The 22,661-nt window shown below is 71.0% G+C and carries 20 protein-coding genes and 1 pseudogene; 8 read left to right on the top strand and 13 right to left on the bottom strand.

Annotated features, from left to right (window positions below; genetic code table 11):
• Positions 1 to 82 precede the first annotated feature (82 nt).
• Together OG885_RS31175 and OG885_RS31170 are read left to right on the top strand one after the other, a co-directional pair.
• On the top strand, positions 83 to 976 hold the full coding sequence (locus OG885_RS31175) for an SGNH/GDSL hydrolase family protein (RefSeq protein ID WP_405737602.1): 894 nt from the start codon (positions 83 to 85) through the stop codon (positions 974 to 976).
• Positions 977 to 991: 15 nt separating this feature from the next.
• Positions 992 to 1,966, top strand: a complete 975-nt coding sequence (locus OG885_RS31170; protein WP_405737601.1) for an aldose epimerase family protein — start codon at positions 992 to 994, stop codon at positions 1,964 to 1,966.
• A 94-nt stretch (positions 1,967 to 2,060) separates the two neighbouring features.
• Here OG885_RS31170 and OG885_RS31165 read toward each other — a convergent pair.
• Positions 2,061 to 4,492: pseudogene (locus tag OG885_RS31165) on the bottom strand (glycoside hydrolase family 3 protein).
• Between the two features lie 102 nt (positions 4,493 to 4,594).
• On the opposite strand from OG885_RS31165, the gene OG885_RS31160 reads away from it, so the two are divergent.
• Positions 4,595 to 5,173, top strand: coding sequence for a TetR/AcrR family transcriptional regulator (locus OG885_RS31160; RefSeq protein ID WP_405737600.1), 579 nt, complete (start codon positions 4,595 to 4,597; stop codon positions 5,171 to 5,173).
• Between the two features lie 9 nt (positions 5,174 to 5,182).
• Here OG885_RS31160 and OG885_RS31155 read toward each other — a convergent pair whose 3' ends face one another.
• From OG885_RS31155 to OG885_RS31145, 3 genes are read right to left on the bottom strand one after another with little or no spacing between them, the layout of a single operon-like run.
• Positions 5,183 to 5,512 carry a YrdB family protein gene (locus tag OG885_RS31155; RefSeq protein WP_405737599.1) on the bottom strand — a complete coding sequence of 110 codons (330 nt, stop codon included), beginning with the start codon at positions 5,510 to 5,512 and terminating at the stop codon, positions 5,183 to 5,185.
• 25 nt (positions 5,513 to 5,537) lie between these two features.
• The gene (locus tag OG885_RS31150; protein WP_405737598.1) at positions 5,538 to 5,927 is read right to left on the bottom strand and encodes a RidA family protein; all 390 of its coding nucleotides are present in this window, start codon (positions 5,925 to 5,927) and stop codon (positions 5,538 to 5,540) included.
• 9 nt (positions 5,928 to 5,936) lie between these two features.
• Complete coding sequence (locus OG885_RS31145) at positions 5,937 to 6,734, bottom strand: NAD(P)-dependent oxidoreductase (protein ID WP_405737597.1); 798 nt, start codon at positions 6,732 to 6,734, stop codon at positions 5,937 to 5,939.
• Between the two features lie 50 nt (positions 6,735 to 6,784).
• Between OG885_RS31145 and OG885_RS31140 the strand changes: the two genes are divergently transcribed.
• Together OG885_RS31140 and OG885_RS31135 are read left to right on the top strand one after the other, a co-directional pair.
• Positions 6,785 to 7,738 carry a LysR family transcriptional regulator gene (locus tag OG885_RS31140; RefSeq protein WP_405742949.1) on the top strand — a complete coding sequence of 318 codons (954 nt, stop codon included), beginning with the start codon at positions 6,785 to 6,787 and terminating at the stop codon, positions 7,736 to 7,738.
• Between the two features lie 122 nt (positions 7,739 to 7,860).
• A complete protein-coding gene (locus OG885_RS31135; RefSeq protein WP_405737596.1) occupies positions 7,861 to 9,099 on the top strand; it encodes a pyroglutamyl peptidase in 1,239 nt (412 codons plus the stop codon).
• On the opposite strand, the gene OG885_RS31130 is transcribed toward OG885_RS31135, so the two are convergent.
• From OG885_RS31130 to OG885_RS31120, 3 genes are read right to left on the bottom strand one after another with little or no spacing between them, the layout of a single operon-like run.
• The gene (locus OG885_RS31130; RefSeq protein ID WP_399955710.1) at positions 9,071 to 9,685 is read right to left on the bottom strand and encodes a LysE family translocator; all 615 of its coding nucleotides are present in this window, start codon (positions 9,683 to 9,685) and stop codon (positions 9,071 to 9,073) included. The genes OG885_RS31135 and OG885_RS31130 overlap by 29 nt on opposite strands.
• A complete protein-coding gene (locus OG885_RS31125; RefSeq protein WP_405737595.1) occupies positions 9,682 to 10,467 on the bottom strand; it encodes an EI24 domain-containing protein in 786 nt (261 codons plus the stop codon). The genes OG885_RS31130 and OG885_RS31125 overlap by 4 nt, the downstream gene beginning before the upstream one ends.
• Before the next feature lie 59 nt (positions 10,468 to 10,526).
• Positions 10,527 to 11,390, bottom strand: coding sequence for a hypothetical protein (locus OG885_RS31120; protein ID WP_405737594.1), 864 nt, complete (start codon positions 11,388 to 11,390; stop codon positions 10,527 to 10,529).
• Positions 11,391 to 11,560: 170 nt separating this feature from the next.
• Between OG885_RS31120 and OG885_RS31115 the strand changes: the two genes are divergently transcribed.
• Both OG885_RS31115 and OG885_RS31110 read left to right on the top strand, forming a co-directional pair.
• A complete protein-coding gene (locus OG885_RS31115) occupies positions 11,561 to 14,107 on the top strand; it encodes a M14 family zinc carboxypeptidase (RefSeq protein ID WP_405737593.1) in 2,547 nt (848 codons plus the stop codon).
• Positions 14,104 to 15,255, top strand: a complete 1,152-nt coding sequence (locus OG885_RS31110) for a serine hydrolase domain-containing protein (RefSeq protein WP_405737592.1) — start codon at positions 14,104 to 14,106, stop codon at positions 15,253 to 15,255. Before OG885_RS31115 ends, OG885_RS31110 begins: the two co-directional genes overlap by 4 nt.
• Positions 15,256 to 15,631: 376 nt before the next feature.
• Here the strand turns inward: OG885_RS31110 and OG885_RS31105 are convergent, their stop codons facing one another.
• Positions 15,632 to 16,051: an organic hydroperoxide resistance protein gene (locus OG885_RS31105; protein ID WP_329339624.1), complete on the bottom strand. Its 420-nt coding sequence runs from the start codon at positions 16,049 to 16,051 to the stop codon at positions 15,632 to 15,634.
• Between the two features lie 140 nt (positions 16,052 to 16,191).
• On the bottom strand, positions 16,192 to 17,190 hold the full coding sequence (locus tag OG885_RS31100; protein WP_405737591.1) for an NADP-dependent oxidoreductase: 999 nt from the start codon (positions 17,188 to 17,190) through the stop codon (positions 16,192 to 16,194).
• An 89-nt stretch (positions 17,191 to 17,279) separates the two neighbouring features.
• On the opposite strand from OG885_RS31100, the gene OG885_RS31095 reads away from it, so the two are divergent.
• Complete coding sequence (locus tag OG885_RS31095) at positions 17,280 to 17,717, top strand: MarR family winged helix-turn-helix transcriptional regulator (protein ID WP_399955727.1); 438 nt, start codon at positions 17,280 to 17,282, stop codon at positions 17,715 to 17,717.
• Between the two features lie 47 nt (positions 17,718 to 17,764).
• On the opposite strand, the gene OG885_RS31090 is transcribed toward OG885_RS31095, so the two are convergent.
• The 4 genes from OG885_RS31090 to OG885_RS31075 all read right to left on the bottom strand — a co-directional run bounded on the left by OG885_RS31090 (position 17,765) and on the right by OG885_RS31075 (position 22,531).
• On the bottom strand, positions 17,765 to 18,724 hold the full coding sequence (locus OG885_RS31090) for a hypothetical protein (protein ID WP_405737590.1): 960 nt from the start codon (positions 18,722 to 18,724) through the stop codon (positions 17,765 to 17,767).
• Positions 18,725 to 18,870: 146 nt separating this feature from the next.
• Positions 18,871 to 19,902 carry a galactofuranose ABC transporter, permease protein YjfF gene (gene yjfF, locus OG885_RS31085; RefSeq protein ID WP_405737589.1) on the bottom strand — a complete coding sequence of 344 codons (1,032 nt, stop codon included), beginning with the start codon at positions 19,900 to 19,902 and terminating at the stop codon, positions 18,871 to 18,873.
• Positions 19,902 to 20,984: an ABC transporter permease gene (locus tag OG885_RS31080; RefSeq protein ID WP_405737588.1), complete on the bottom strand. Its 1,083-nt coding sequence runs from the start codon at positions 20,982 to 20,984 to the stop codon at positions 19,902 to 19,904. The genes yjfF and OG885_RS31080 overlap by 1 nt, the downstream gene beginning before the upstream one ends.
• Positions 20,981 to 22,531, bottom strand: a complete 1,551-nt coding sequence (locus OG885_RS31075) for a sugar ABC transporter ATP-binding protein (protein ID WP_405737587.1) — start codon at positions 22,529 to 22,531, stop codon at positions 20,981 to 20,983. The genes OG885_RS31080 and OG885_RS31075 overlap by 4 nt, the downstream gene beginning before the upstream one ends.
• Between the last annotated feature and the right edge of the window lie 130 nt (positions 22,532 to 22,661).

Genomic DNA, 22,661 nt, shown 5'->3' with positions numbered 1-22,661 from the left:
GGGTCGGGAACTCCCGTGCGTTGTCATGGAGGGGGACGAAGTTCGCGGGAGAGCGCATGTCGACCGAGGAGGTCACCAGGGGATGCGAAGCCGTCGTTCGCGTGCCGTACTCGCCGTCGTGACGGCGACCGTCCTGGGCGCCGCGGGGTGCGACGCCGTCGGTGGCAACGCGTCGGAGCCGTCCGGCGCCGCGGCGCACAGAGCGAAGCCGTCCCCGTCGCCGACGTCCCTGTGGGACCGCAGCCCGGCGTCCCTCGCCGCGGTCGGCGACTCCATCACCCGGGGTTTCGACGCGTGTGCGGTGCTCAAGGACTGCACGGAGGCGTCCTGGGCGACCGGCAGCAGTGCCGAGGTCGACAGTCTCGCCGTACGGCTGCTGGGGCGGGCCAAGGCGGCCTCGGCGAGTTGGAACTACGCGGTGACCGGGGCGCGGATGGCCGATCTCGCCGGGCAGATGGCACAGGCGGCGACGCGGAAGCCGGAGTTGGTGACGGTGATGGCGGGGGCCAACGACGCGTGCCGGGACACCGCCGCGGCGATGACGTCGGTGGCCGACTTCCGGGCGCAGTTCGAGGAGGCGATGGACACGCTGCGGGCCGCGGCGCCGAAGGCGCAGGTGTATGTGGCGAGCGTGCCGGACCTGAAGAGGCTGTGGTCGCAGGGGCGGACCAATGAGCTGGGCAAGCAGGTATGGAAGCTGGGCATCTGCCCGTCGATGCTGGGCGACCCCGACGATCTGGCCGCGGCGGCGACCGAGCGGCGGGACTCCGTGCAGGACCGGGTGGAGGCGTACAACGAGGTGCTGGCGGAGGTGTGCGCGAAGGACGAGCGGTGCCGCTTCGACGGCGGCGCGGTCTACGCGTACCGGTTCGGCACCGACCAGTTGAGCCACTGGGACTGGTTCCACCCGAGTGTGAACGGGCAGGCCCGGCTGGCCGAGATGGCCTACCGGAAGGTCACCGCCACAGCCGGGTGACCTAAAGTTCCGCACATGAACGAACTCTTCGGCACACTTCCCGACGGCACCCCGGTTCACCGGTGGACCCTGGAGCGCTCCGGTGTGCGGGTGCGGGTGTTGTCGTACGGCGGGATCGTGCAGTCGGTGGAGGTGCCCGACCGGGACGGGCGTACGGCGGACGTGGTGCTGGGGTTCGCGGACCTGGACGGCTATCTCACGCACACCGGGCCCTACTTCGGCGCCCTGATCGGCCGGTTCGCGAACCGGATCGCCCGGGGGCGTTTCCCGCTGGACGGAGTGACGTACGCCCTCGCGCTCAACCCCGCGCCCAACTCCCTGCACGGCGGGGAGCGCGGCTTCGACAAGCGGGTGTGGGACGTCGCGCCGGTCGGCGAGCACGGGCTGCGGCTGTCGCGGGTCAGTCCGCACGGCGAGGAGGGGTTCCCCGGGCGGCTGGAGGTGTCCGCGACCTATGCGCTGGACGCCGACGGGGCGCTGCGGATCTCCTACGAGGCCACGACGGACGCGCCGACCGTCGTCAACCTCACCAACCACAGCTACTTCAACCTGGCCGGGTCCGGGAACGCGGGCGGTCATGAGCTGCGGCTGGCCGCCTCCCGGTACACGCCGGTGGACGCGGACCTGATCCCGACGGGGGTGCTGGAGGACGTGACGGGCGGGCGGTTCGACTTCCGGGAGGGGCGCAAGACCGGGTCGGGCTACGACCACAACTTCGTGCTCGACAAGGGGCTGACGGACACCCCCGTCGAGGTCGCCGAGCTGCACGATCCCTCCTCCGGCCGCGTCCTGACGGTCTCGACCACCGAGCCGGGGCTCCAGCTCTACACCGCCGACCATCTGCCCGAGCCCTTCGCACCCTGCGACGGTGTCGCGCTGGAGACCCAGCACTTCCCCGACTCCCCCAACCAGCCCGCGTTCCCGACCACGGTCCTGCGGCCGGGCGAGGTGTTCCGCTCGGAGACGGTGTACGCGTTCGGCACGCGCTGAGGTTCCGGGAGAGCAGAGGTCCTGGGAAGGTATTTGCCCCGGCCCGGGTGTCAGGTCCCGGGCCGGGGCTGCTCATGGGGAGACTTGTCCCGGATCAGACGTTAATCGTCTCGGTGAGTCGGCGGTCCGTGATCGACCGCCCGATCCGGATCTCGTACGAACCCTTCACAAACGACCACGCCCCCTCCTCCTCGTTCCAGGTCTCGAAGGCCCGGCGGGGGATCTCCACCGTGGCCTCGACGGTCTCGCCGGGGGCCGCCTCGACCCCGGCGAAGCCGGCGAGGACGCGCTCCGGGCGGTCGCCCGTCTCGGTGGGCGCGAGGTAGACCTGGACGACCTCACGGCCGGCGCGCTCGCCGGTGTTGCGGACGCGGACCTTGACGGTCGTACCGGTGACCTCGACGGATTCGTAGGCCCAGTCGGTGTAGCCGAGGCCGTGGCCGAAGGGGTACGAGGGGGTGCGGCCCTCCTTCGTCCAGGCGCGGTAGCCGATGAAGACGTCCTCGGTGTAGCGGAGCCGGCCGTCCTGCGGGGTGACCTGGGTGACCGGGGCGGCGTCCAGGGAGCCCCAGGTGGTGGGGAGCCGGCCGCCGGGCTCGTGGGCCCCGGTGAGGACGTCCGCCAGGGCCGCGCCGCCCTCCTGGCCGGGGAACCAGCTCAGCAGTACGGCGGCGACCTCGTCGCGCCACGGGAGCTCCACCGGGGAGCCCGCGTTGACGACCACGACCGTGTTCGGGTTGGCGGCGGCGACGGCGCGGACCAGGTCGTCCTGGCGGCCGGGCAGGCGCATGTCCTTGCGGTCGAAGCCCTCGGACTCGACACGGTCGGTGGTGGCGACCACGACGACGGCCGTGTCGGCGTTCCGGGCGGCCTCGACGGCCTCGGCGATCAGCTCGTCGGGGTCGCGCTGCGGCTCCTGGTGGGCGAGGGCGAACGCGATGACCTTGAAGGGGAAGTCCTCGGGGAGCTGGAAGACATGGGTGAGGGAGACCTCGACCGGTTCGCCTGCGGTCAGTTCGGCCTCGCCGCGGGGCACCGGGGAGCCGAAGAATGCCTCGAAGGGGTCGCTGGTGTCGGCGGGGAGCTGGAGGTCGTCGAAGGAGGTGGTGCCGTCGACGGTGAGGGTGAAGGCGCCGACGCCCTTGATGCCGAAGGTGTGGGTGCCGGTGTCGCGCGGGGTGAAGGTGCCGGTCAGTTCGATGGTGTGGAGGGTGTCGTGGGTGACGCCCTCGGGCAGGTCGTCGCCCATCCACTGGATCTGGCCGCCCGGCGCGGAGCCGGTGCCGAGGACGTTGCCGTCGGCGTCCCGGCAGACGGCGCGCAGGGTGAAGCCCTTGTCGGCGACGGCGAGTTCGGTGTTCGGGTCGGCGCCGACGGCGTACGTCAGGTCGGGCAGGGCCGCGCTGAGGCCGTCGAGCGGGGAGACGATGCGGGCCGGGAAGACGGTGGCGGAGCCGCCGCCGAGGACGCGGGCGTCGCGGGCGGCGGCGCCGAGGAGGGCGACGCTCCCTGACCGCAGCGGAAGGGCGCCTTGGTTGCGGACCAGCACGAAGGCGCGGCGGGCGATCTCGCGGGCCAGGGCCTCGCCGTCGACGGGGTCGGGGAGTTCGGTGACGACGGGTTCGGCGTCCGCCAGGATGCCGACGCGGGCGGCGAGCCGCAGGACGTTGCGGACGGCCGCGTCGACCTGGACCTCCTCGACCTCGCCGTCCCGCACGGCCTGGGCGAGCGCGGGGCCGTAGACGGTCTGCGGGCCGGGCATGGCGACGTCGAGGCCGCCCTCGATGGCGCCCTTGGTGGAGCGGGCGGCCATCCAGTCGGAGACGTTGTAGCCGTCGAAGCCCCACTCGCCGCGCGCGATCCCGTTGACCAGGTGGTGGTGCTCGGTCATGGTGACGCCGTTGACCTGGTTGTAGGCGGTCATGATGCCCCAGGGGTGGGCGTTCTCGACGATGAGCTCGAAGGGTCGCAGATACAGCTCGCGCAGGGCGCGCTCGGAGACGAGGTGTCGACGGTGAAGCGGTCGGTCTCGGCGTCGTTGGCGACGAAGTGCTTGACGGTGGTGCCGACGCCGCCGGACTGGACGCCGGTCACGTATCCCGCGCCGATCAGACCGGTCAGGTACGGGTCCTCGCTGTAGGCCTCGAAGTGGCGGCCGCCGAGCGGGGAGCGATGCAGGTTGACGGTCGGGGCGAGCAGCACGTGGACGCCCTTGCGGCGGGCCTCCTGGGCGAGCAGGACGCCTGCGCGGCGGGCGAGTTCGGGGTCCCAGGTGGCGCCGAGGGCGGTCGGGGACGGCAGCGCGATCGACGGGTCGTCGGCGGTCCAGCGCACGCCCCGGACGCCGATCGGACCGTCGGACATCACGAGGGACTTCAGACCGATCTCGGGCAGGGCGGGCAGCGTCCACATGTCCTGGCCGGAGAGCAGCCGGGCCTTGGCGTCCAGGTCGAGCTTGCCGAGGGCGGCTTCTACGGCCGCCTCGCGGGCCTGGTCGGCCGGGGTGAGGGAGTGGGTGCCCGCCATGGGGTCCTCCTGGGTTCTGGTCCGTGCGGTCCCTCCATCGTGCACCCGCTACCTGTAGGTCGGTAGGTTTCGTTATCTCTACGTTATATTTGCCATACGGTCATGTCGTACGGTGAGTTCATGAACGCCAGGGTCAGGAGCGAGGAGCGGCGCGCGGAGATCGTGCGGGCGGCCCTGGAGGTGATCGCCGAGCGCGGCTACCGGGCGGCCAGCCTCGCCGCCGTCGCCGAGCGGGTCGGACTGACCCAGCAGGGGCTGCTGCACTACTTCCCGACCAAGGACGCGCTGCTGGTCGCCGTGCTCACCGAGCGGGACCAGTGGGACGCGGTGCCGGACACCCAGTGGCGGGTCGATCTGCTCGTCTCGCTCGTCGAGTACAACGCGATGCGGCCCGGCATCATCCAGACCTTCTCGGCGCTGCTCGGCGAGAGCGTCACCGAAGGCCACCCGGCACGCGGCTACTTCACCGAGCGCTATGCGAAGGTGCGGGAGAACATGGCGGCGGTGCTGCGCGCCGAGTACGGCGACCTGCTGCCGAACGGACTGACGCCCGAGCGCACGGCACCACTGCTGGTGGCGGTGATGGACGGACTTCAGTACCAGTGGCTGCTGGACCCGGACTCGGTCGACATGCCGGGCGCCTTCCGGGACTTCCTCACGCTGCTGGGCGAGCAGGGCTGAACCTCCCGGCTACTGGCGCCAGATGACGGCGAGGCTCTTGCTCACCGCGCACACGACAGCGAAGGCGACGGCCCAGCCGACGGCCCCGGCGGCGGACAGCGCGGCCACGCCCGCCCCGAACCAGAGCAGTTCGAAACCGACCCGGACCGCACCCCGGGTCTTGTACGGGGCCTTCTGGGAACCGAACCGCGACCACAGCACGATGAGTACGGCCGGGGCGCCGAGGCCGAACAGCCAGGTGAGTGGGGTCGCCACGGCGCGGGTGAAGCCCCAGTAGCCGACGGCCGCCAGGGCGCCCAGTTCGATGAGGAAGAGCACGCCCAGGTTCGTCGTCTTCATGGGCGGCAGTATCACCCGGAAGGGATCACTCCGGGGCGGGCACCGCGGCCACGACCTCCACCTCGACCTGGGCCTCCTCCCGGAACAGGCGCGGCACCTCGAAGGTCATGCTGGTGGGCGGGGTGCCGGTGAGGAACTCCCGTCGCACGGCGCCGTATTCGTCGAGGCGGCCGATGTCCGTCAGATAGGTCCGGATGTTGATGACGTCGGCGAGCGTGGCGCCGTGCGCCTTCAGCAGCGCCTCGATGGTCTCGAAGACACCCCGGCTCTGCTCGGCGAGGGTGTCGCCGTCGGCGATCTGGCCGGAGAGGAACAACAGGGCGCCGCCGTCGGGCTGTTCGACCCGGGCGACCTGGGAGTAGTAGGGGCTCAGCGGCTGGGGTGCGTCGGCCGGGTTGCCGAGGGTGATCTTCACGGGGTTCCTTCAGCTGAGGGTGGTGCGGATGCGGGCGGCGGCTCGGGAGATGTCCTCGCCGGGCTCGGCGATCTTCCCGTAGAGCCGCAAGGCGGCCTCGGTGGTGGGCAGTTCGGCCGCGTCCACGGCCAGGGCGAGGTCCTTGACCGCGAGCGCCGTGTCGAAGTGGACGTCCTCGGCGAAGGTGCGGGCGACGACTCCGGCGAGCGGGCCGTTCGCGAGGGCGGTCCGGGTGGTCTCCCCGTCCAGACCGAGGGCGTCGGCGAGCCGCAGTGCCTCGGCGACGACGGCGATGCCGCTGATGACGGACGCGTTGAGGACCAGCTTGAGGGCGGCGCCGGAGCCGAGGGGGCCGGTACGGGTGACGGTGCCGAGGTGGGCGAGGACATGCTCGACGCGGGTTGTGTCGCCGCCCGCGAGGATGCCTAGCGTGCCCGCGCCGGCCTTGTCGGTGCTGCCCATGACCGGGGCGTCGACGACCAAGACCCCGGTGAACCGGTCGAGGCGGCGTACGGCGTCGGGCCCGACGGTGGACATGTCGATCCAGCAGGTGCCGGGACGCAGGGCGTCCGCTACGGCCTCGGCGACCGCGTCGAGCGCTTCCGGCCCGGCCAGCATCGTGATCACGACGTCGGCGTCCCGTACGGCGTCGGCGGGCGACGTGGCCGCGACGGCACCGTCGGCGACGAGGGGCGCGGTCTTCTCCGCGGTGCGGTTCCAGACGGTCAACGGGTGGCCCGCGGCGAGGAGTCGGCGGGCCATGGGGGCGCCCATGTGTCCGAGGCCCAGGAATGCGATGTGCTCCATGGCGACGACGCTATGCGGCGGCTGATGGATGCGACAAGCGAATGTCTAGCATGGCCGCCATGCCGAAGTCGCATGAATTCGAGACGCTCGATCTCTCGACCGTCTGGCTGCGGGTGTTCCTGGAGGTCGCGCGGCGGGGCTCGTTCACGGTCGCCGCGCGGAGCCTCGGCTGGACCCAGTCCGCGGTGTCCCGGCAGATCTCCTCGCTGGAGACGGCGCTGGGCGGCGCCCCGCTCTTCGATCGGCTCCCACGGGGTGTCCGGCTCACCGAGGCCGGTCACGTCCTCGTGCCGTACGCGGAGACCGTCGCCGAGGCGCTGCGCGGGGCCGGGCGTGAGTTGGCGTCCCTGCGTGAACTCGCGGGCGGGCGGCTGCGGTTCGGGGCGTTCGCGACGGCCGACGCGGCGCTGGTGCCACAGGCGCTGGCCGCGTTCCGGGTCCGGCACCCGAAGGTGCGGGTCTCTCGGGAGGAGGGCCTCACCCCGGGGCTCCTGGAGCGGCTGAGCGCCGGCCATCTGGACCTGGCGGTGGTCTCGACGACGGGCCGTCCGCCGCTGGAGTCGTACGACCTTCACCATCTCCTCGACGAGTCCCTGTACGTCGCCGTCCCCGCCGACCATCCGCTGGCGGGCGGTGGGCCGGTGCGGCTCGGGCGGTTCGCCGACGCGGAGTGGATCTCGGGGAGCGCGCGTCCGGAGGGGACGCTGCTGGACGCGGCCCTGAGGGAGGGGTTCCGGCCTCGGGTCGCGCATGTTGTCGCCGAGTGGACGGCCAAGCAGGGGTATGTGGCGGCGGGGCTTGGGGTGACGTTGGTGCCGGCGCTGGCGGCGGGGTCGGTGCGGGCGGATGTCGCGCTGGTGCCGGTGGTGGATGACGGGGGGCCGGCGCGGGCGGTGTATGCGGCGACGGTTCGGGGGCGGGTGGTGGCGCCGGTGGTGGAGGCGTTCGTGTCGGCGTTGCGGGAGGGGGTGGGGCGGATTGTTGTGGGGGGTGGGGGGCAGTGATGATCTGCGGGCCGGTGGGGGGCTGGTCGCGCCCACGCGGCGGAGCCGCACATCAATGCAGTCCCGCGCCCCTCGGGGCGTTTGACCCCACGGCGTCACAACCAGACGGAGGCTGAACTCCCGTGACTTCCCTACGTGTTCGGACCATGGCCCTCGGGTTCACCCTGTTCGCAGCCGGGCTCACCGCCGCGCCGCAGGCCACCGCCGCCGCCCCGGCCACCGTCGAGGAGCAGCGGCTCGGCAGCGCGGTGCCGCAGGAGATTCTCCGGCGGTCCGGATTCGACTCCGTGGCACCGGAGTTCGCGCGGGCGCTCGGCTCGGCGCACAGCTATGCGCAGGCCCGCCGGATCGTCGTACGCGAAGGATCGGCTCTGTGGGAGCGGGCCGTCGACCGGGCGCAGGGGCGGGGGCCCGCGGGTGGGGATCTGAGTCGGGACGATGATCGGCCGCTGTACTGGGCGCGGTTGGGGATGACCAGGGAGGTGCGGGGCTGGGAGCCGGAGTTCGGGCTCGATGAGGCTCAACGGGCTTCTCTGCTCGACCAGTTGGAGTGGACCTCGCGTGGGCAGGCCGACATCCACTACCCCAAGGGCCCCCACAGGCGCGTCCTCGTCACCGGCTTCGATCCGTTCACCCTCGACCGGGACATCCGGATCTCCAACCCGTCCGGGGCGACGGCGCTCGCGCTCGACGGGACGGTGATCCGGACGGCGGACGGGCCCGCGCGGGTGGAGACCGCCGTGTTCCCGGTGCGGTGGCAGGACTTCGCCGACGGGACGGTGGAGCGGACGCTGCGGCCGTATCTGAAGAAGGTCGATCTGTTCACGACCGTCAGCCAGGGGCGGGTCGGGCGGTTCGACGTCGAGCGGACCAACGGGGCCTGGCGGGGCGGGTTCCCGGACAACGAGAACGTGAGCCGGACGGAGACCGTGCCGGTCGCCGATCCGGCCTCGCAGCCGCAGTGGACGACGACGACCCTGCCGTACAAGGACATCGTGGCCGCGACCACCGGCCGGTTCCCCGTCTACGACAACACGAGCGTGACCGAGATACCGGCCGGGGGGACGGAGGCCGTGGTGCGGCCCGACGGGCCGACGGAGGGGTCGACGGCCCGGGCCGGGGGCGGCGGGAACTACCTCTCCAACGAGATCGCCTACCGGGCCACGCTGCTGCGCGACCGGCTCGGACTGCGCGACCGGCTGCCGGGCGGGCATGTGCACACGCCCGTGCTCCAGTTCGGGGCCGGGAACACCACCGAGGTGACCGACCCGGAGTTCGTGGCGAACCGGCTCGACATCATCGCGCAGGTGAGGGCGATCCTGACGGTCGCCGTCAGTGCGACGGAGCGAACGCGAGGCTGATGCCGAGGCCGGCCAGGACCGAACCGATCACCTTGTTGAGGATCTTCTGGCCGCGCAGCATCAGGGTGCGCATCCGGTCGTGCGAGAAGAAGACCGCGACGACGCCGAACCACAGCAGGTGGGCCAGGGACATGAACAGGCCGTAGCCCACCTGCTGGTAGACCGGGGTGCCGGGGCTGACGACCTGGGCGAAGGTCGAGACGACGAAGAGGGTCGTCTTGGGGTTGAGGACGTTGGTGAGGAAGCCGGAGCGCAGGGCCTGGAGCGGGGTGAGGTCCGACTGGGTCTCCAGGTCCACCTCCACCTCGCCGCGGGCGCGGAAGGTGCGGACGCCGATGTAGACGAGGTAGGCCGCGCCGACCAGCTTGATGATCGTGAACAGGAAGGTGGAGGAGGCGATCAGCAGGCCCACGCCGAGCATCGTGTAGGTGACGTGCACCAGGACGCCGGCGGCGACGCCGGTCGCGGCGAGCACACCGGTGCGGCGGCCGTGGAGGTAGCTGTTGCGGACGACCATGGCGAAGTCGGCGCCGGGGGCGATGACGGCCAGGACGGTGATGACGGCGACGGCGAGTATCTCGGTCAAGAGGTGACTTCCTCTGCGTCGTTGGAATCGTCCAGCGTCTCCTCGCCCAGCAGCTCGCGGGCCATGAGGGTGGCGCCCGCGACCGCGCCCGGCATCAGGAACACCGCGACGAACGGGACCAGGAAGGCCAGGCCCAGAGGCGTGCCGAAGCCCCAGACCAGGGTCCTGCGGGAGCGCAACAGGGCGAGCCGGTCGCGGAGTTCGACGCCACGGCGCTGCATCGCGACGGCGACGAGTTCCTCGGTGAGGAAGAAGCCGGTGACGAAGAAGCCGAGGACGGGGACGACCGTCTGCCCGACGAACGGGATGAAGCCGAGGGCGAAGAGCAGGACGCCCCACAGCAGGGCGCGGGCGAGGATGCGGAGGCTGTCGCGCGCCGAGATCCACAGCTCCCGCCAGAGGGGGAGGTTCGACTCGGGGGCGGTGCCGTCCGGGGACACGTCACGGTCGACCTTCTCCGACAGGCTCTCGTAGAAGGGCTGGCCGATCAGGAGCGTGACCGCGGTGAAGGTGAGGACCGCGAGGAGCAGGGCGAGCGCCCACAGCACGACCGTGAGGAGACCGCGGAAGAGACCCAGCCAGGGGCTCGACCAGTCGTCGGCGAACGGCGTCGCCCACCCGACGAAGTCATCGCCCCAGATCGCGAGCGACACCAGGACCGCCCCGTAGAGGACGAGGGTGATAAGTCCCGGAATCAGCCCGAACTCGTACTGCTTGCCGTGCCGGGCCACCCACCGCTGGCCCTTCAGGAGATACCTGAACCCCACCCCAAGATCGCGCATGGCCGCACTCTATCGGGCGACCGGATCAGGGTTCGCGGTCGCGTGCGCCGCCCTTGAGCTCACACGGCCGCCACCGACACCACCACCCCCGGCTCCGCCGCCGGACTCACCGCCGCCGACACCCGTACCGCGGCCGCCCGCGCCACCCGGCCCGCGCGGGAGGCGCCGGCCAGGAGGGCCGGCTGGAGGTGTTCCAGGCCGGCCACCAGCAGCTCCTCGCCCGCGACCAGCACCGGTCCGGCGGCCTTGGTCGTCGCCGCGGCTGCCTCCGTGAGGTCGGCGAGGGGCTGGAGGGAGGCTCGGACCACGCCGGCTCCCGCCGCTGCCGCGCGTTCGGCGAGGGCCACCTGGAGCGGCATCAGCGGGGCCAGGGCGGCAGTCAACGCGTCGGCGATACGACGGAGCTCGGGGGACGAGTCGCGCAGGACGTCCGCCGCCGCGCGGATCAGCGGGGTGAGGGCGAGCAGGGCGCCGGCGGTGAGGCCCGCCGTCGCGGGCAGCAGCGGGGACATGGCCTCCACCAGCTCTCCGAGCGCCGTCGCGAACTCCTCCACCGCCGGTTCCACCGCGTCCAGCACCGGCAGCAGGCTGTCGCCCAGCGCGGTGAGCAGGGCCTGGGCCGGTGCGCTGACGGGGTGGGCGGCCAGCGGGGCGCCGCTGGTGCCGAGGCGGGTCAGGGTGTCGACGATGCGATAGAACGCCTCCTGCGCCTGGGGCGATGCGCTCGCCTCGGCCAGTTCGGCCGTGGTCCGCCGCAGGACCCGGAGCACCTCCTGGCCCGAACCGTCCCTCGGGTCGAAGGTGTTGATCGCGATCCTGGTGATGTTCCCGGCGGTGTCCAGGAGTTGGCCAGTGATGTCCGTCGTGCTGCGGGCCATGCGCAGTACGTCGTCCCTGCTGGGGAGCGAAGGGATGGTTGCCATGGGTGGCTCTCCTCGTCCTCGGCTCGTTCGCCCTCAGCATGCCCCGTCCGGGGGCGCCCGGATGCGCCATCCGGGGCATCCGTGACACCAACTCCCTCTTGTTCCGGTTGAGTCGAACAGGTACATGTCGCCGTACCGATCTCAGGAAGCTCCCGGAGGAGGTACGACCCGTGCGCACCACGAGAACCGCCCCTGCGAGACCCGTACTGATCGCCACCCTCGCCCTGGCCACGGCGGGGTCCCTGCTCCTCACCCCGCGGTCGGCCGGGGCGGACCCCGCGCCCGCCCCCACCCGGCACGAGCCCGCACTCGACGCGCACGCCGCCCGGGCCCCGGCGAGCGCCGCCCGGCGGGCCCTCGCCGCCGAAGCCCCCACCGGCGCCCCGGTCACCGGCTATCCGCGCGAACAGGTCCTCTCCCCCGACCCCGAGAACCCCGCCGACAAGTCCCTCAAGCTCGGCCTCACCCCGTACCACGCGATCGCCCCGAAGCTGAACGCGCTCCAGGCCCTCGGTGACCGGGTGAGTGTCGAGGTGACCGGGACGTCGGCCGGCGGGCACCGCCTCTATCTCGTCACCGTGACCGCCCCGGAGACCGCCCGCGAGGCCCGCGCCCAGGAACGGATGCGCGAGCTGATCGAGAACACCCCGGCGTCGGCCGCCAAATCCGCTGAGATCAAGGCGCGTTACAAGGCCCCCGTCTACTTCAACAACAACATCCACGGCAACGAGTGGGAGGGCACCGACGCCTCCCTCAACCTCATCGAACAGCTGGCCACCGCCAAGGACGCACCCACGCGGGACCTCCTCTCCCACTCCCGCCTGTACTTCAACATCACCGCCAACCCCGACGGCCGTATCGCCGGGACCCGCGCGAACGCCAACGGCTTCGATCTGAACCGGGACTTCGTCACCGCCTCACAGCCCGAGACACGGGCGATGCGGCGGATCGAGATCGACAAGCAGCCGGCCGTCATGCTCGATCTGCACGGGTACGTCAACGGCACCCTCATCGAGCCCACCACTCCCCCGCACGGCGAGAACTACGAGTACGACCTCTTCCTCAAGAACACCTACGCCAACGCCCTCGGCATGGAGGCCGCCGTCAACGGCCTCGGCTACACGCCCGCGAAGGACGGGGTGGACCCGGCCCAGATCCCCTTCCGGGACCAGCAGGAGGGCTGGGACGACTGGCCGCCGATCTTCACCCCGCAGTACGCGGCCTTCCACGGCACGGTCGCCGCGCACACGGTCGAGATCCCGCTCCAGGTGAACAACTCGGCCTACACCAACCTCCCCGTCGAGGAACTCCGCCGCCGCTCGGCCATCAACACGGCCGTCGCGGGCGCCGCGATCCGGGCCACGCTCGACTTCGTGCAGACGCACCGGACGTCACTCGTCGCCGACCAGATCGAGGTCTTCCGGCGCGGGGCGGCCGGGGCGGCGCAGGTACCGGTGTCCGGGAAGACGGTGCCGGGAGTGCCCGGGATCGGCCCGGAGGACGTCTACACCACCACCTTCCCCCGCGCCTACGTCATCCCCGCGGGCACGACCGCCGCCGCCCGCCTGGTGGACCACCTCCTCGCCAACGACGTCCAGGTCACCCGCGCCACCAAGCCCGTCCGCCTGACCGGTCGGACGTACCCGAAGGGCTCGTACGTGGTCGACATGCACCAGCCCAAGCGCGGCCTCGCGAACGTCCTGTTGGCGGACGGCCGGGACATCAGCGACAAGGTCTCGGTGATGTACGACATCTCGGGCTGGAGCCTGGGCCGGCTGTGGGGCGCCGAGGTGACGGCAGTGGCGTCGGCGAAGCTCACGGGCCTCCCGCTGCGATCCGTACGTGAGGCGACAGCCGTCGGCCGGGTCGCCCCGCACGGCGACCTGAGCCTGCGCCTGGACGACCCGGCGGCGATCGCGGCCCTCAACTCCCTCCTCCAGCAGGGCGTTCCGGTACGAAGCACAGCGGACGGCAGCACAGCGATCGTCCCGGCGTCGGCCCGCCCGAAGGCAACGGCCCTCGCCCGCACCCACGACGTCACCTTCGACGCCACGCGCCTCACGGGCAGCACCCCGCTCCACGGCACGCGCGTCGCCGCGGCCGTCACCCCGGGCGAGCTGTTCGCCCTGCGCGAGATGAACTTCGAGGTCACGCCGGTCTCGACGGACGTCCTCAACGCGGGGTTCGACTGGTCGGCGACGGATGTGCTGATGGTGTCGACGGGGCTGGACCACACCGGCCTGACCACACCCGCCCGCACGGCCCTCGACGCGTTCCTCTCCGGAGGTCATGGCCTGGTCGGACGCGGGATCGGCGGAGCCGAACTGAGCGCCGCCACCGGCCTCCTGGCCGCGAAGCCCGTCGAGGGCAACGGGGACGCGAACGGGGTGGTCCGCATGGTGAACGCGGGAACGATCACCACCGGCACCCCGGGTTACGGTTTCGTGTACGCCCCCGTCTGGTTCACCGACCTCGGGCCGCAGGTCCGCGTGGAGCAGTCGTACGCGACCGGCAACCCCTTGCTCTCCGGGCACTGGCGCGCCCTGGAGGACGGCACCGGCGGACCCTCCGCCGCGGCCGGGCAGCCCTCGGTGATCAGCGGTCCGCACGCGGTCCTGTTCGGCACCGAGCCTCTCTTCCGGGACCATCCGAAGGGAGAATTCCCGCAGGTGGCAAGGGCATTGTTCAGCATGGCAGCAGTCAAGGAGAGCGGATGACGCAGGAGATCCACGGCACCGTCGCCGACGGCTTCGACGCGGTGCGCGAGGAGTTCGCCGCGTTCGTGGCCGATGAACGCCCCGACTACGAGGGCCAGTTGTGCGCCTATGTGCACGGTCGCAGGGTCGTCGACCTGTGGACCGGCGAGGGCAACGAGGCGGACTCCCTCCACGCCGTCTTCTCCACGACGAAGGGCGCCGCGCACCTCGTGGTGGCGCTCCTGGTCCAGGACGGCACCCTCGAACTCGACCGCAAGGTGACCTACTACTGGCCGGAGTTCGCGGCCGAGGGCAAGGGCGGCCTCACCCTCCGCGACCTCCTCGCGCACCGTGCGGGCCTGGTCGGCCTGGACGCCGGCTTCACCCGGGCCGAGATGGCGGACGACCGCGTGATCGCCGAACGCCTCGCCGACCAGCGCCCGTTCTGGCGCCCCGGCACGGCCTTCGGCTACCACGCGCTGGTCATAGGCGCCCTGACCGGCGAGGTGGTCCGCCGCGCCACGGGCCGCACGATCCAGGACCTGTGGGAGGAACGAGTCCGCGCCCCCTACTCCCTCGACTTCCACCTGGGCCTGCCGGAGTCCCTCGACCCCCGCTACCGCCCGATCCAGCCCATGCTCCCCACCTCCGAGCAGCAGGCCCTGATCGACGCCTCCCCGCAGGGCCCGCACTCCCTGACCTCGATCGCGTTCAACGCACATGTCCCGGACTCGGGCGACCTCGTGGACTACGCCAACTCCCGCACCGTACGCGCCAAGGGCCCGGCGTCGGCGGGCGGAGTGGCGGCGGCGCGCGGCATCGCCGGCATGTACGCGGCGGCCATCAGCGAGCTGAACGACCGCCCGCCCCTTCTCAAGCCGGACACGATCGCCGAGGTGGGCCAGATCCACTCGATCGGCTACGACCTGATCGCCCGCGCCCACCGCTCCTACGGCCTGGGTTTCCAGGCCACGGCCGACACCTGGCACCCGTTCCTGGGCGCCGGCGCCTTCGGCCACAGCGGCGCGGCCGGCTCCCAGGGCTTCGCCGACCCCCGCAGCGGCCTGGCCTACGGCTACACCCGCCGCCGCCTCGCCTTCCCAGGCGGGGCAGCCCCAGAAAACAACCGGTTCGTCAGGGCAGCACACACAGCAGCACTGGCCCACTAAAGCCACCACACCCAACGGCACAGGCCCACTGAAGCCACCACACCCCACGGCACAGGCCCACTGAAGCCACCACACCCCACGGCACAGGCCCACCAAGGCCCACTGTCTGCGGGCCACCGGCCGGGAGGGAGCCGTAGGGCGCGCCGGTGTCGAGGCGGCGAACGCGCGGAGGCCCGAAGGGTCGAGCACGATCGCCGTCTCGACACCGGCTGAAAGCGCCCCGGAGGCGACCGACCCAGATATTCAGCACGCCAGCTGCGGGAGGCACCTACTCAACGCCCCCAACTACAGGAGGCACCTACTCGGCCCACCCCACACAAGAGGGCCGTACCCGACGTCCACGGATACGGCCCTCTCGCGTACGCAACGAGCGACCTCAGACCAGCGTCACCGTGATGTTGCCGCGGGTCGCCTTCGAGTAGGGGCAGACCTGGTGGGCCTGCTCCAACAGCGCCCGGCCCGTGGCCTCGTCCACGTGGGGGATGTGGGCCGAGATCTCCACGATCAGCCCGAAGCCGTCGTCGTTCTTGCCGATGCCGACCTTCGCGGTGACGGTCGAGCCGGTGATGTCGGCCTTGGTCTGCCGGGCCACGACGCCGAGCGCGCCCTGGAAGCAGGCGCTGTAGCCGGCGGCGAAGAGCTGCTCGGGGTTGGTCCCCTCGCCGCTGCCGCCCATTTCCTTCGGCGGGTTCACGACGACGTCGAGGCGGCCGTCCTCGGTGGCGACACGGCCGTCGCGGCCGTTCTCGGCGGTGGCGACGGCGGTGTACAGGACGTCGGTCTGCTGGATGGACATGCGGTACTTCCTCCTAGGTCCGCCGTGCGACTCGCGCCCACGATCGACGACGGTTTCGGAAAGAAGTTACCGCATGCCGGAAAACGACAGAAGGCGTCGGAGCTACATCAGAGCTACACCAGAGCTACGTCAGAGCTACATCAGAGCTTGACGATCATCTTCCCGGTGTTGTCGCCCCGCAGTACCCCGAGGAACGCCTCCAGGTTGTTCTCGATGCCCTCGACGACCGTCTCGCGGTACTTGAGCGCACCGGACGCCACCCACGGGCCGACCTCGGAGACGAACTGCGGCTGGAGGTCGTAGTGGTCGCCGACCAGCAGGCCCTCGATACGGCCGCGGGTCTGGATGAGGCGGGCGAGGTTGCGCGGACCGGGGGCGGCCTCGGTGTTGTTGTAGACCGAGATCATGCCGCAGACAGCGATCCGGCCGCCCTGGTTCAGCGAGCCGATGGCCGCCTCCAGGTGGTCGCCGCCGACGTTGTCGAAGTAGACGTCGACACCGTCGGGAGCGGCGGCCCGGAGCTGCTCGCTCACCGGCCCGTTCTTGTAGTTGAAGGCCGCGTCGAAGCCGTACTCCTCCACCAGGAGCTTGACCTTCTCGTCGGAGCCGGCCGAGCCGATGACCCGCGAGGCACCCTTGAGCTTGGCGATCTGGCCGACCTGGCCGCCCACGGCACCGGCGGCACCGGAGACGAAGACCGAGTCGCCCTCCTTGAAGGACGCGGTGCGCAGCAGACCCGCGTAGGCGGTGAGGCCGGTCATGCCGAGGACGCCGAGGTAGGTGGACAGGGGCGCGGCGTCCGGGTCGACCTTGACGGCCTGCGTGGCGTCGAACGTGGCGTACTCGCGCCAGCCGCCGAAGTGCAGGACGTGGTCGCCGACGGAGATGTTCTCGGCGCCGGAGGCGATCACCTCGCCGACCGCGCCGCCCTGCATGACCTTGCCGAGCTCGAAGGGGGCGACGTAGGACTTGGCGGCCGACATGCGGCCCCGCATGTAGGGGTCCACCGACAGGTACTTGTTCCGCACCAGCACCTGACCCTCACCCGGCTGCTTCACCTCGGCCTCGACCAGGGCGAAGTCCTCGGGCTTCGGCCAGCCGACGGGACGGCTGAGCAGGTGCCACTCGCGGTTGATCATGACAGAACCTTTCCGATTTACTTCAGTACCTGAAACAACCATGCTCCTGAATATTTCAGGTTGTCAAGTAATGGGGGTAGTCTTGAGCCATGGCCACTCCTCCCAAGACCCGCCGCCCCGACGCGCTGACCATGGAAGTCGTCGAGCTGATCGGTGACGTCGTGGCGCGCTTCTACGAGGACTACGAGGAGGCCGCCGGCGATCACGCGCTGACCGGCCCCCAGGCGCGGCTGCTCAGCCTGCTGTCGCTGGAGCCGCTGCCCATGCGGAAGCTGGCGCAGAAGCTGAAGTGCGAGCCGTCGAACGTGACCGGGATCGTGGACCGCCTGGAGACCCGCGGCCTGGTGGAGCGGCGGCCCGACCCCGCGGACCGGCGGGTGAAGGTGGCGGCGGTGACGGACGAGGGCCGGGACGTGGCCCGGAGCCTGCGCGAGGGACTGCGGTTCGCCCGTGAGCCGCTGGCCGGGTTGTCGGACGAGGAGCGGGAGTCACTGCGGGACCTGCTGCGGCGGATGCTGAACTCGTAGCCGCGGCCGGGCGGTTGACCGGCCGGCGGTGACCCGGGGTCACCGCCTCAGGTGCACCACCACAGGAACCGCTCGCACTGCGTCTCCGACGGAGCCGGCGTCGGGTCGGCCGTGGTCGGGTCGGTCGTGGGAGTGGCCGACGCGGCCGGGCCGGTGGCCGTCGGGGTCGGGGTGGAGGCACCCGGAACGGCCGTGGCCCCCGCCGACTGGGGGTCCTTGTCCTTGTCGTCCTTCTCCTTCTCGGAGGCGGACGCGGAGGCCGAGGCCGACGGGGACGTCGAGGCGTTCGCGGACACGGAGGCCGAGGGAAGCACGTTCGCGTCGTCCAGCGGCTCAGCGGTCTTGCCCGCCTCCGCGGAGGCGGCGTCCTCGGCGGACTCGTCGTCGGCCGCGGCGGGCGTGGAGTGGGAACCGGGTGCGTCCATGCCGAGCTCGGCGAGGCTCAGGCCACCGGCGGCGAGCACGAAGCCCGCGGCGACGAGGAGCACCCGGCGGCGTCTGCGGCGATGCGCCGCGGCTTTACGGTCACGGCGGCTTCCGGCGCCCGCGGGGCCGTCGCCGTCCTCGTCGCCGCCCTCGTCGTCGTACTCGAGGTCGCCCTCGTCGTCGTACTCGTCCGGCTGCTCCACGACGGGGGCCCGGCCGCGACGGCCCTGGGCGCGGCGGCGGGCCGCCCGGCCGCCGGTGACGGCCTCGGGCTCCTCGCGAGGTTCCTCATGGGACTCCGCGTACGACTCCTCATGGGGCGCTTCGTGGCTCTCCACGGCTTCGGGAGTGGGCTCGGGGACGGCCTGGGAGGCGGCTGCGTACGCCGTCTCCGCGTAGCCGCCGTCGTACGCCTGGTACGCGCCGTCACCCGTCGGCTGCTGCGGCTGCTGCGCGTACTGCTGTGCGTGCTGCTGGGCGGGCTGGGTCGCGTAGGCGCGGAGCTGTTCTACGGAGGTGCCGCACCCGGGGCAGGCGAGGGCGCCGTTGAGGTGCCGTCGGCACGGGAGGCAGTAGTCCATGACGCGGGAAGATTAAGTTCCCGATCCGTAGCGTTCCTAGAGGCAGCTGTGAATGTTGTGTGGGGAACTGGCCGTTCCGGTGCGGCGAGTTGAGGATGATCCACCCATCCACCCTCAACCCGCCGAAACCGGCCGCAGCGCTCCGCTCAGGCCTTCTTACGCGTCGTCATCACCCGCTGGATCAGGATGAAGGCGCAGAGCAGCACACCGGTGGCGATCTTCGTCCACCAGGAGCTGAGCGTGCCCTCGAACTGGATGATGCTCTTGATCAGACCGAGCACGAGGACACCGAACAGCGTGCCGAGGACGTAACCCGAGCCGCCGGTGAGCAGCGTGCCGCCGATGACCACCGCGGCGATCGCGTCGAGTTCCATGCCGACCGCGTGCAGCGGGTCGCCGGACTGGATGTAGAGCATGAAGAGCAGACCGGCGAGCGCGGAGCAGAAGCCGCTCATCGTGTAGACCGCGATCTTCGTGCCGCCCAGCGGGAGGCCCATGAGGAGTGCCGACTGCTCGTTGCCGCCGATGGCGTAGATCCGGCGGCCGAAGCGGGTGTAGTGCAGGAGGTAGAAGGCCGCCGCCAGGACGACGAGGGCCACCACGGCGCCGATCGACAGATCGCCCAGGCCCAGCGACACGCGGGTCTCGGCGAGGCTGCTCACCGCGGAGTCGTTGATCGCGATCGACTCCTTGCTGATGACCAGGCACAGGCCCCGGAAGAGGAAGAGGCCCGCGAGGGTCACGATGAACGGCTGGATCTCGAAGTTGTGGATCACATAGCCCATGAGGAAGCCGCCGAACGCGCCCACGCCCAGGGATATGGGGATGACCACGAGGAGCGGCAGGCCCACGTCCTGGACCAGCCACGCCGTGAGCATCGTCGTGAAGCCGATCACCGAGCCGACGGACAGGTCGATGCCGCCGGACAGGATGACGAAGGTGGCGCCGACGGCGGCGACCAGCAGATAGCCGTTGTCGATGAACAGGTTGAGGAACACCTGCGAGTCGCCGAAGCCGTAGTTCTGGTAGCGGCTGAGGCCGGCGATGTACATCGCGAGGAACAGGGCGGCCGTGACCAGCACGGGGAGTCGGCGGTCACCCAGGACACGCGCCGCCTTGGACGGCGTACGGGCTTCGGGCCGGTCCGGTGTCGTGGGGGTCTTGGTCGTCGTACTCATCACGACACCTCCATCTTGGGAGCGGCGGGCTCGGCGGTGACCGCGGCCGGTGCCGTCGGGGGCGTCTTCTTCGCGCGGGCGCCGAAGACCTTCGCCCGGAACTTCGGGGACTGGAGCAGGCAGACGACGATGACGACGGCGGCCTTGAAGACCAGGTTCGTCTGGGTCGGTACGCCGATGGTGTAGATGGTGGTGGTGAGGGTCTGGATGACCAGGGCGCCGACCACCGTGCCGCCGATGGAGAAGCGGCCGCCGAGCAGCGAGGTGCCGCCGATGACGACGGCGAGGATGGCATCGAGCTCGATCCACAGGCCGGCGTTGTTGCCGTCCGCGGCCGAGGTGTTGGAGCTGACCATCAGGCCGGCGATGCCCGCGCACAGGGCGCAGAAGACGTACACCATGATCTTGATGCGCATCGACCTGATGCCCACCAGGCGGCTGGCCTCGGCGTTGCCGCCGACCGACTCGACGAGCAGGCCGAGGGCGGTGCGGCGGGTCAGGGCGACGGTGACGGCGACGACCGCGGCGACCACGAAGATGGAGAACGGCAGGGTCAGCCAGTAGCCGCCGCCGATCAGCTTGTACGGCTCGCTGTTGATGGTGATGATCTGGCCGTCGGTGATCAGCTGGGCGACGCCGCGGCCCGCGACCATGATGATGAGGGTCGCGATGATGGGCTGGATGCCCATGCGGGCGACGAGGAAGCCGTTCCACAGACCGCAGACGACCGCGGCGACCAGGCCGAGACCCATCGCCAGCAGAACTCCGGCCAGGGCGTCCTGGTCCTTCTGGTCACTGATGTACGAGCAGGTCAGCGCGCCGGTGATGGCGACGACCGCGCCGACGGAGAGGTCGATGCCGCCGGTGGCGATGACCAGGGTCATGCCGACCGCGACCAGGATCAGGGGCGAGCCGAACAGGACGATCGAGACGAGGCTGCCGTAGAGGTGGCCGTCCGTCATGTGGATCGCGAAGAAGTCGGGCGTGAAGGGGAGGTTGACCAGCAGCAGGGCCACCAGGACCGCGACCGGCCAGAAGAGGTTGTGGCGCGTCAGTGCTCGCCAGCGGGGGTTGGTGGTCACTGCTGTTCTCCGCTCTGCTCTCCGCTGGCGATGGTCTCTAGGATCTTGCTGGGGGTGATCTCGGGCCCGTTGGTGAGCCGGGCCACGAGCTTGCGGTCGCGCAGCACGCCGATGGTGTGGCTGAGGCGGAGTACCTCCTCCAGCTCGGCCGCGATGTAGAGGACCGACATGCCGTCCTCGGAGAGGGAGACGACCAGTTTCTGGATCTCCGTCTTGGCGCCGATGTCGATGCCGCGGGTGGGCTCGTCGAGGATCAGCAGCTTGGGCTGGGTGATCAGCCAGCGGGCGAGGAGCACCTTCTGCTGGTTACCACCGCTCAACTGGCCCACGCGGGCTTCGGGGTTGGCGGGCCTGATGTCGAGGGCCCTGATGTACTTGGCGACGAGTTCGTCGCGCTGGGCCGTCGGGATGGGGCGGGTCCAGCCGCGGGCCGCCTGGAGGGCGAGGATGATGTTCTCGCGCACGGTCAGGTCGGGGACCAGGCCCTCGGTCTTGCGGTTCTCGGAGCAGAACGCGACGCCTGCGCCGATGGCGTCGTTGGGGGCGCTCATCGCGACCTGCTTGCCGCCGATGGTGACCTTGCCGGCGTCGGGCTGGTCGGCGCCGAAGAGAAGCCGGGCGAGTTCGGTCCGCCCCGATCCCAACAGGCCCGCGAGACCGACGACTTCGCCCTTCTTGATGTCGAGGTCGAAGGGGGCGATGCCGCCGGTGCGGCCGAGGCCCTCCGCGGTGAGCAGCGACTCGCCGACGTCCGCGTGGAGTTGGTGGTCGTGCAACTCCTCCAGCTGGTCCAGGGCCTTGCCGATCATCAGCTCGATGAGGCCGACCTGGTCGAGGTCGCGGACCAGGTGTTCGCCGACGAGGGTGCCGTTGCGCAGGACCGTCATGCGGTCGCAGATCTCGTAGATCTGGTCGAGGAAGTGGGAGACGAAGAGGATCGCCACGCCCTCGTCGCGCAGCCGCCGCATCAGCCGGAAGAGTTCGAGGACCTCGTCGCGGTCGAGGCTGGACGTCGGTTCGTCGAGGACGAGGACCTTGGTGCCGGAGCCCGAGCCGTCGCTGTCGCCGTGGCCCACCGACCGTACGATCGCGACGAGTTGCTGCACGGCCAGCGGGTACGAGGACAGCGGCGCGGTCACGTCGATGTCGAGGCCGAGACGGTCGACCATCTCCGCCGCCTCCTTGCGCATCCGCTTCCACTGGATGCGGCCGGCGCGGGTGGGTTCACGGCCGATGAAGATGTTCTCCGCCACCGAGAGGTTGGGGCAGAGGTTGACCTCCTGGTAGACGGTGCTGATGCCGGCCTGCTGCGCCTGGAGCGGGCTGCCGATCCGCACGGCCCTGCCGTCCAGGGTGACGGTGCCGCCATCCAGGGTGTACACCCCGGTCAGCACCTTGATCAGGGTGGATTTCCCGGCTCCGTTCTCGCCCATCAGGGCGTGGATCTCGCCGGGGAAGAGCCGGAAGTCGACGCCCGACAGAGCCCTTACCCCCGGAAACTCTTTGACTATGCCCGTCATCTCCAGGACGGGCTGCGGCTCTGCCATGGCAGCGCTCCTCGTGGATCGTCGATTCGGATCAGGCCCCCAAGGGGCCAACCCCGCGGGGAGCCTGGCCGACCGAGACGTACTCGGCCGGCCGGGGGCTCCCTGGGGGGTGCGGTCTTTCGTTTGCGGC

The sequence above is a fragment of the Streptomyces sp. NBC_00028 genome, from assembly GCF_045041065.1.
GTDB lineage: Bacteria > Actinomycetota > Actinomycetes > Streptomycetales > Streptomycetaceae > Streptomyces.
Note: the sequence above shows the minus strand (reverse complement) of the source record. Positions and strands in the feature narration are given on the sequence as shown.

Excerpts from the sequence above, each read along its gene's own strand:
- OG885_RS31170 (WP_405737601.1), top strand. The coding sequence starts at position 992 with ATGAACGAACTCTTCGGCACACTTCCCGACGGCACCCCGGTTCACCGG.
- OG885_RS31100 (WP_405737591.1), bottom strand. The coding sequence starts at position 17,190 with ATGATCAACCGCGAGTGGCACCTGCTCAGCCGTCCCGTCGGCTGGCCG.
- OG885_RS31125 (WP_405737595.1), bottom strand. The coding sequence starts at position 10,467 with ATGCGCGATCTTGGGGTGGGGTTCAGGTATCTCCTGAAGGGCCAGCGG.
- OG885_RS31155 (WP_405737599.1), bottom strand. The coding sequence starts at position 5,512 with ATGAAGACGACGAACCTGGGCGTGCTCTTCCTCATCGAACTGGGCGCC.
- OG885_RS31105 (WP_329339624.1), bottom strand. The coding sequence starts at position 16,051 with ATGTCCATCCAGCAGACCGACGTCCTGTACACCGCCGTCGCCACCGCC.
- OG885_RS31090 (WP_405737590.1), bottom strand. The coding sequence starts at position 18,724 with ATGGACTACTGCCTCCCGTGCCGACGGCACCTCAACGGCGCCCTCGCC.
- OG885_RS31120 (WP_405737594.1), bottom strand. The coding sequence starts at position 11,390 with ATGGCAACCATCCCTTCGCTCCCCAGCAGGGACGACGTACTGCGCATG.
- OG885_RS31140 (WP_405742949.1), top strand. The coding sequence starts at position 6,785 with ATGGCCGCCATGCCGAAGTCGCATGAATTCGAGACGCTCGATCTCTCG.
- OG885_RS31075 (WP_405737587.1), bottom strand. The coding sequence starts at position 22,531 with ATGGCAGAGCCGCAGCCCGTCCTGGAGATGACGGGCATAGTCAAAGAG.
- OG885_RS31160 (WP_405737600.1), top strand. The coding sequence starts at position 4,595 with ATGTCGTACGGTGAGTTCATGAACGCCAGGGTCAGGAGCGAGGAGCGG.
- OG885_RS31175 (WP_405737602.1), top strand. The coding sequence starts at position 83 with ATGCGAAGCCGTCGTTCGCGTGCCGTACTCGCCGTCGTGACGGCGACC.
- OG885_RS31145 (WP_405737597.1), bottom strand. The coding sequence starts at position 6,734 with ATGGAGCACATCGCATTCCTGGGCCTCGGACACATGGGCGCCCCCATG.
- yjfF (WP_405737589.1), bottom strand. The coding sequence starts at position 19,902 with ATGAGTACGACGACCAAGACCCCCACGACACCGGACCGGCCCGAAGCC.
- OG885_RS31095 (WP_399955727.1), top strand. The coding sequence starts at position 17,280 with ATGGCCACTCCTCCCAAGACCCGCCGCCCCGACGCGCTGACCATGGAA.
- OG885_RS31110 (WP_405737592.1), top strand. The coding sequence starts at position 14,104 with ATGACGCAGGAGATCCACGGCACCGTCGCCGACGGCTTCGACGCGGTG.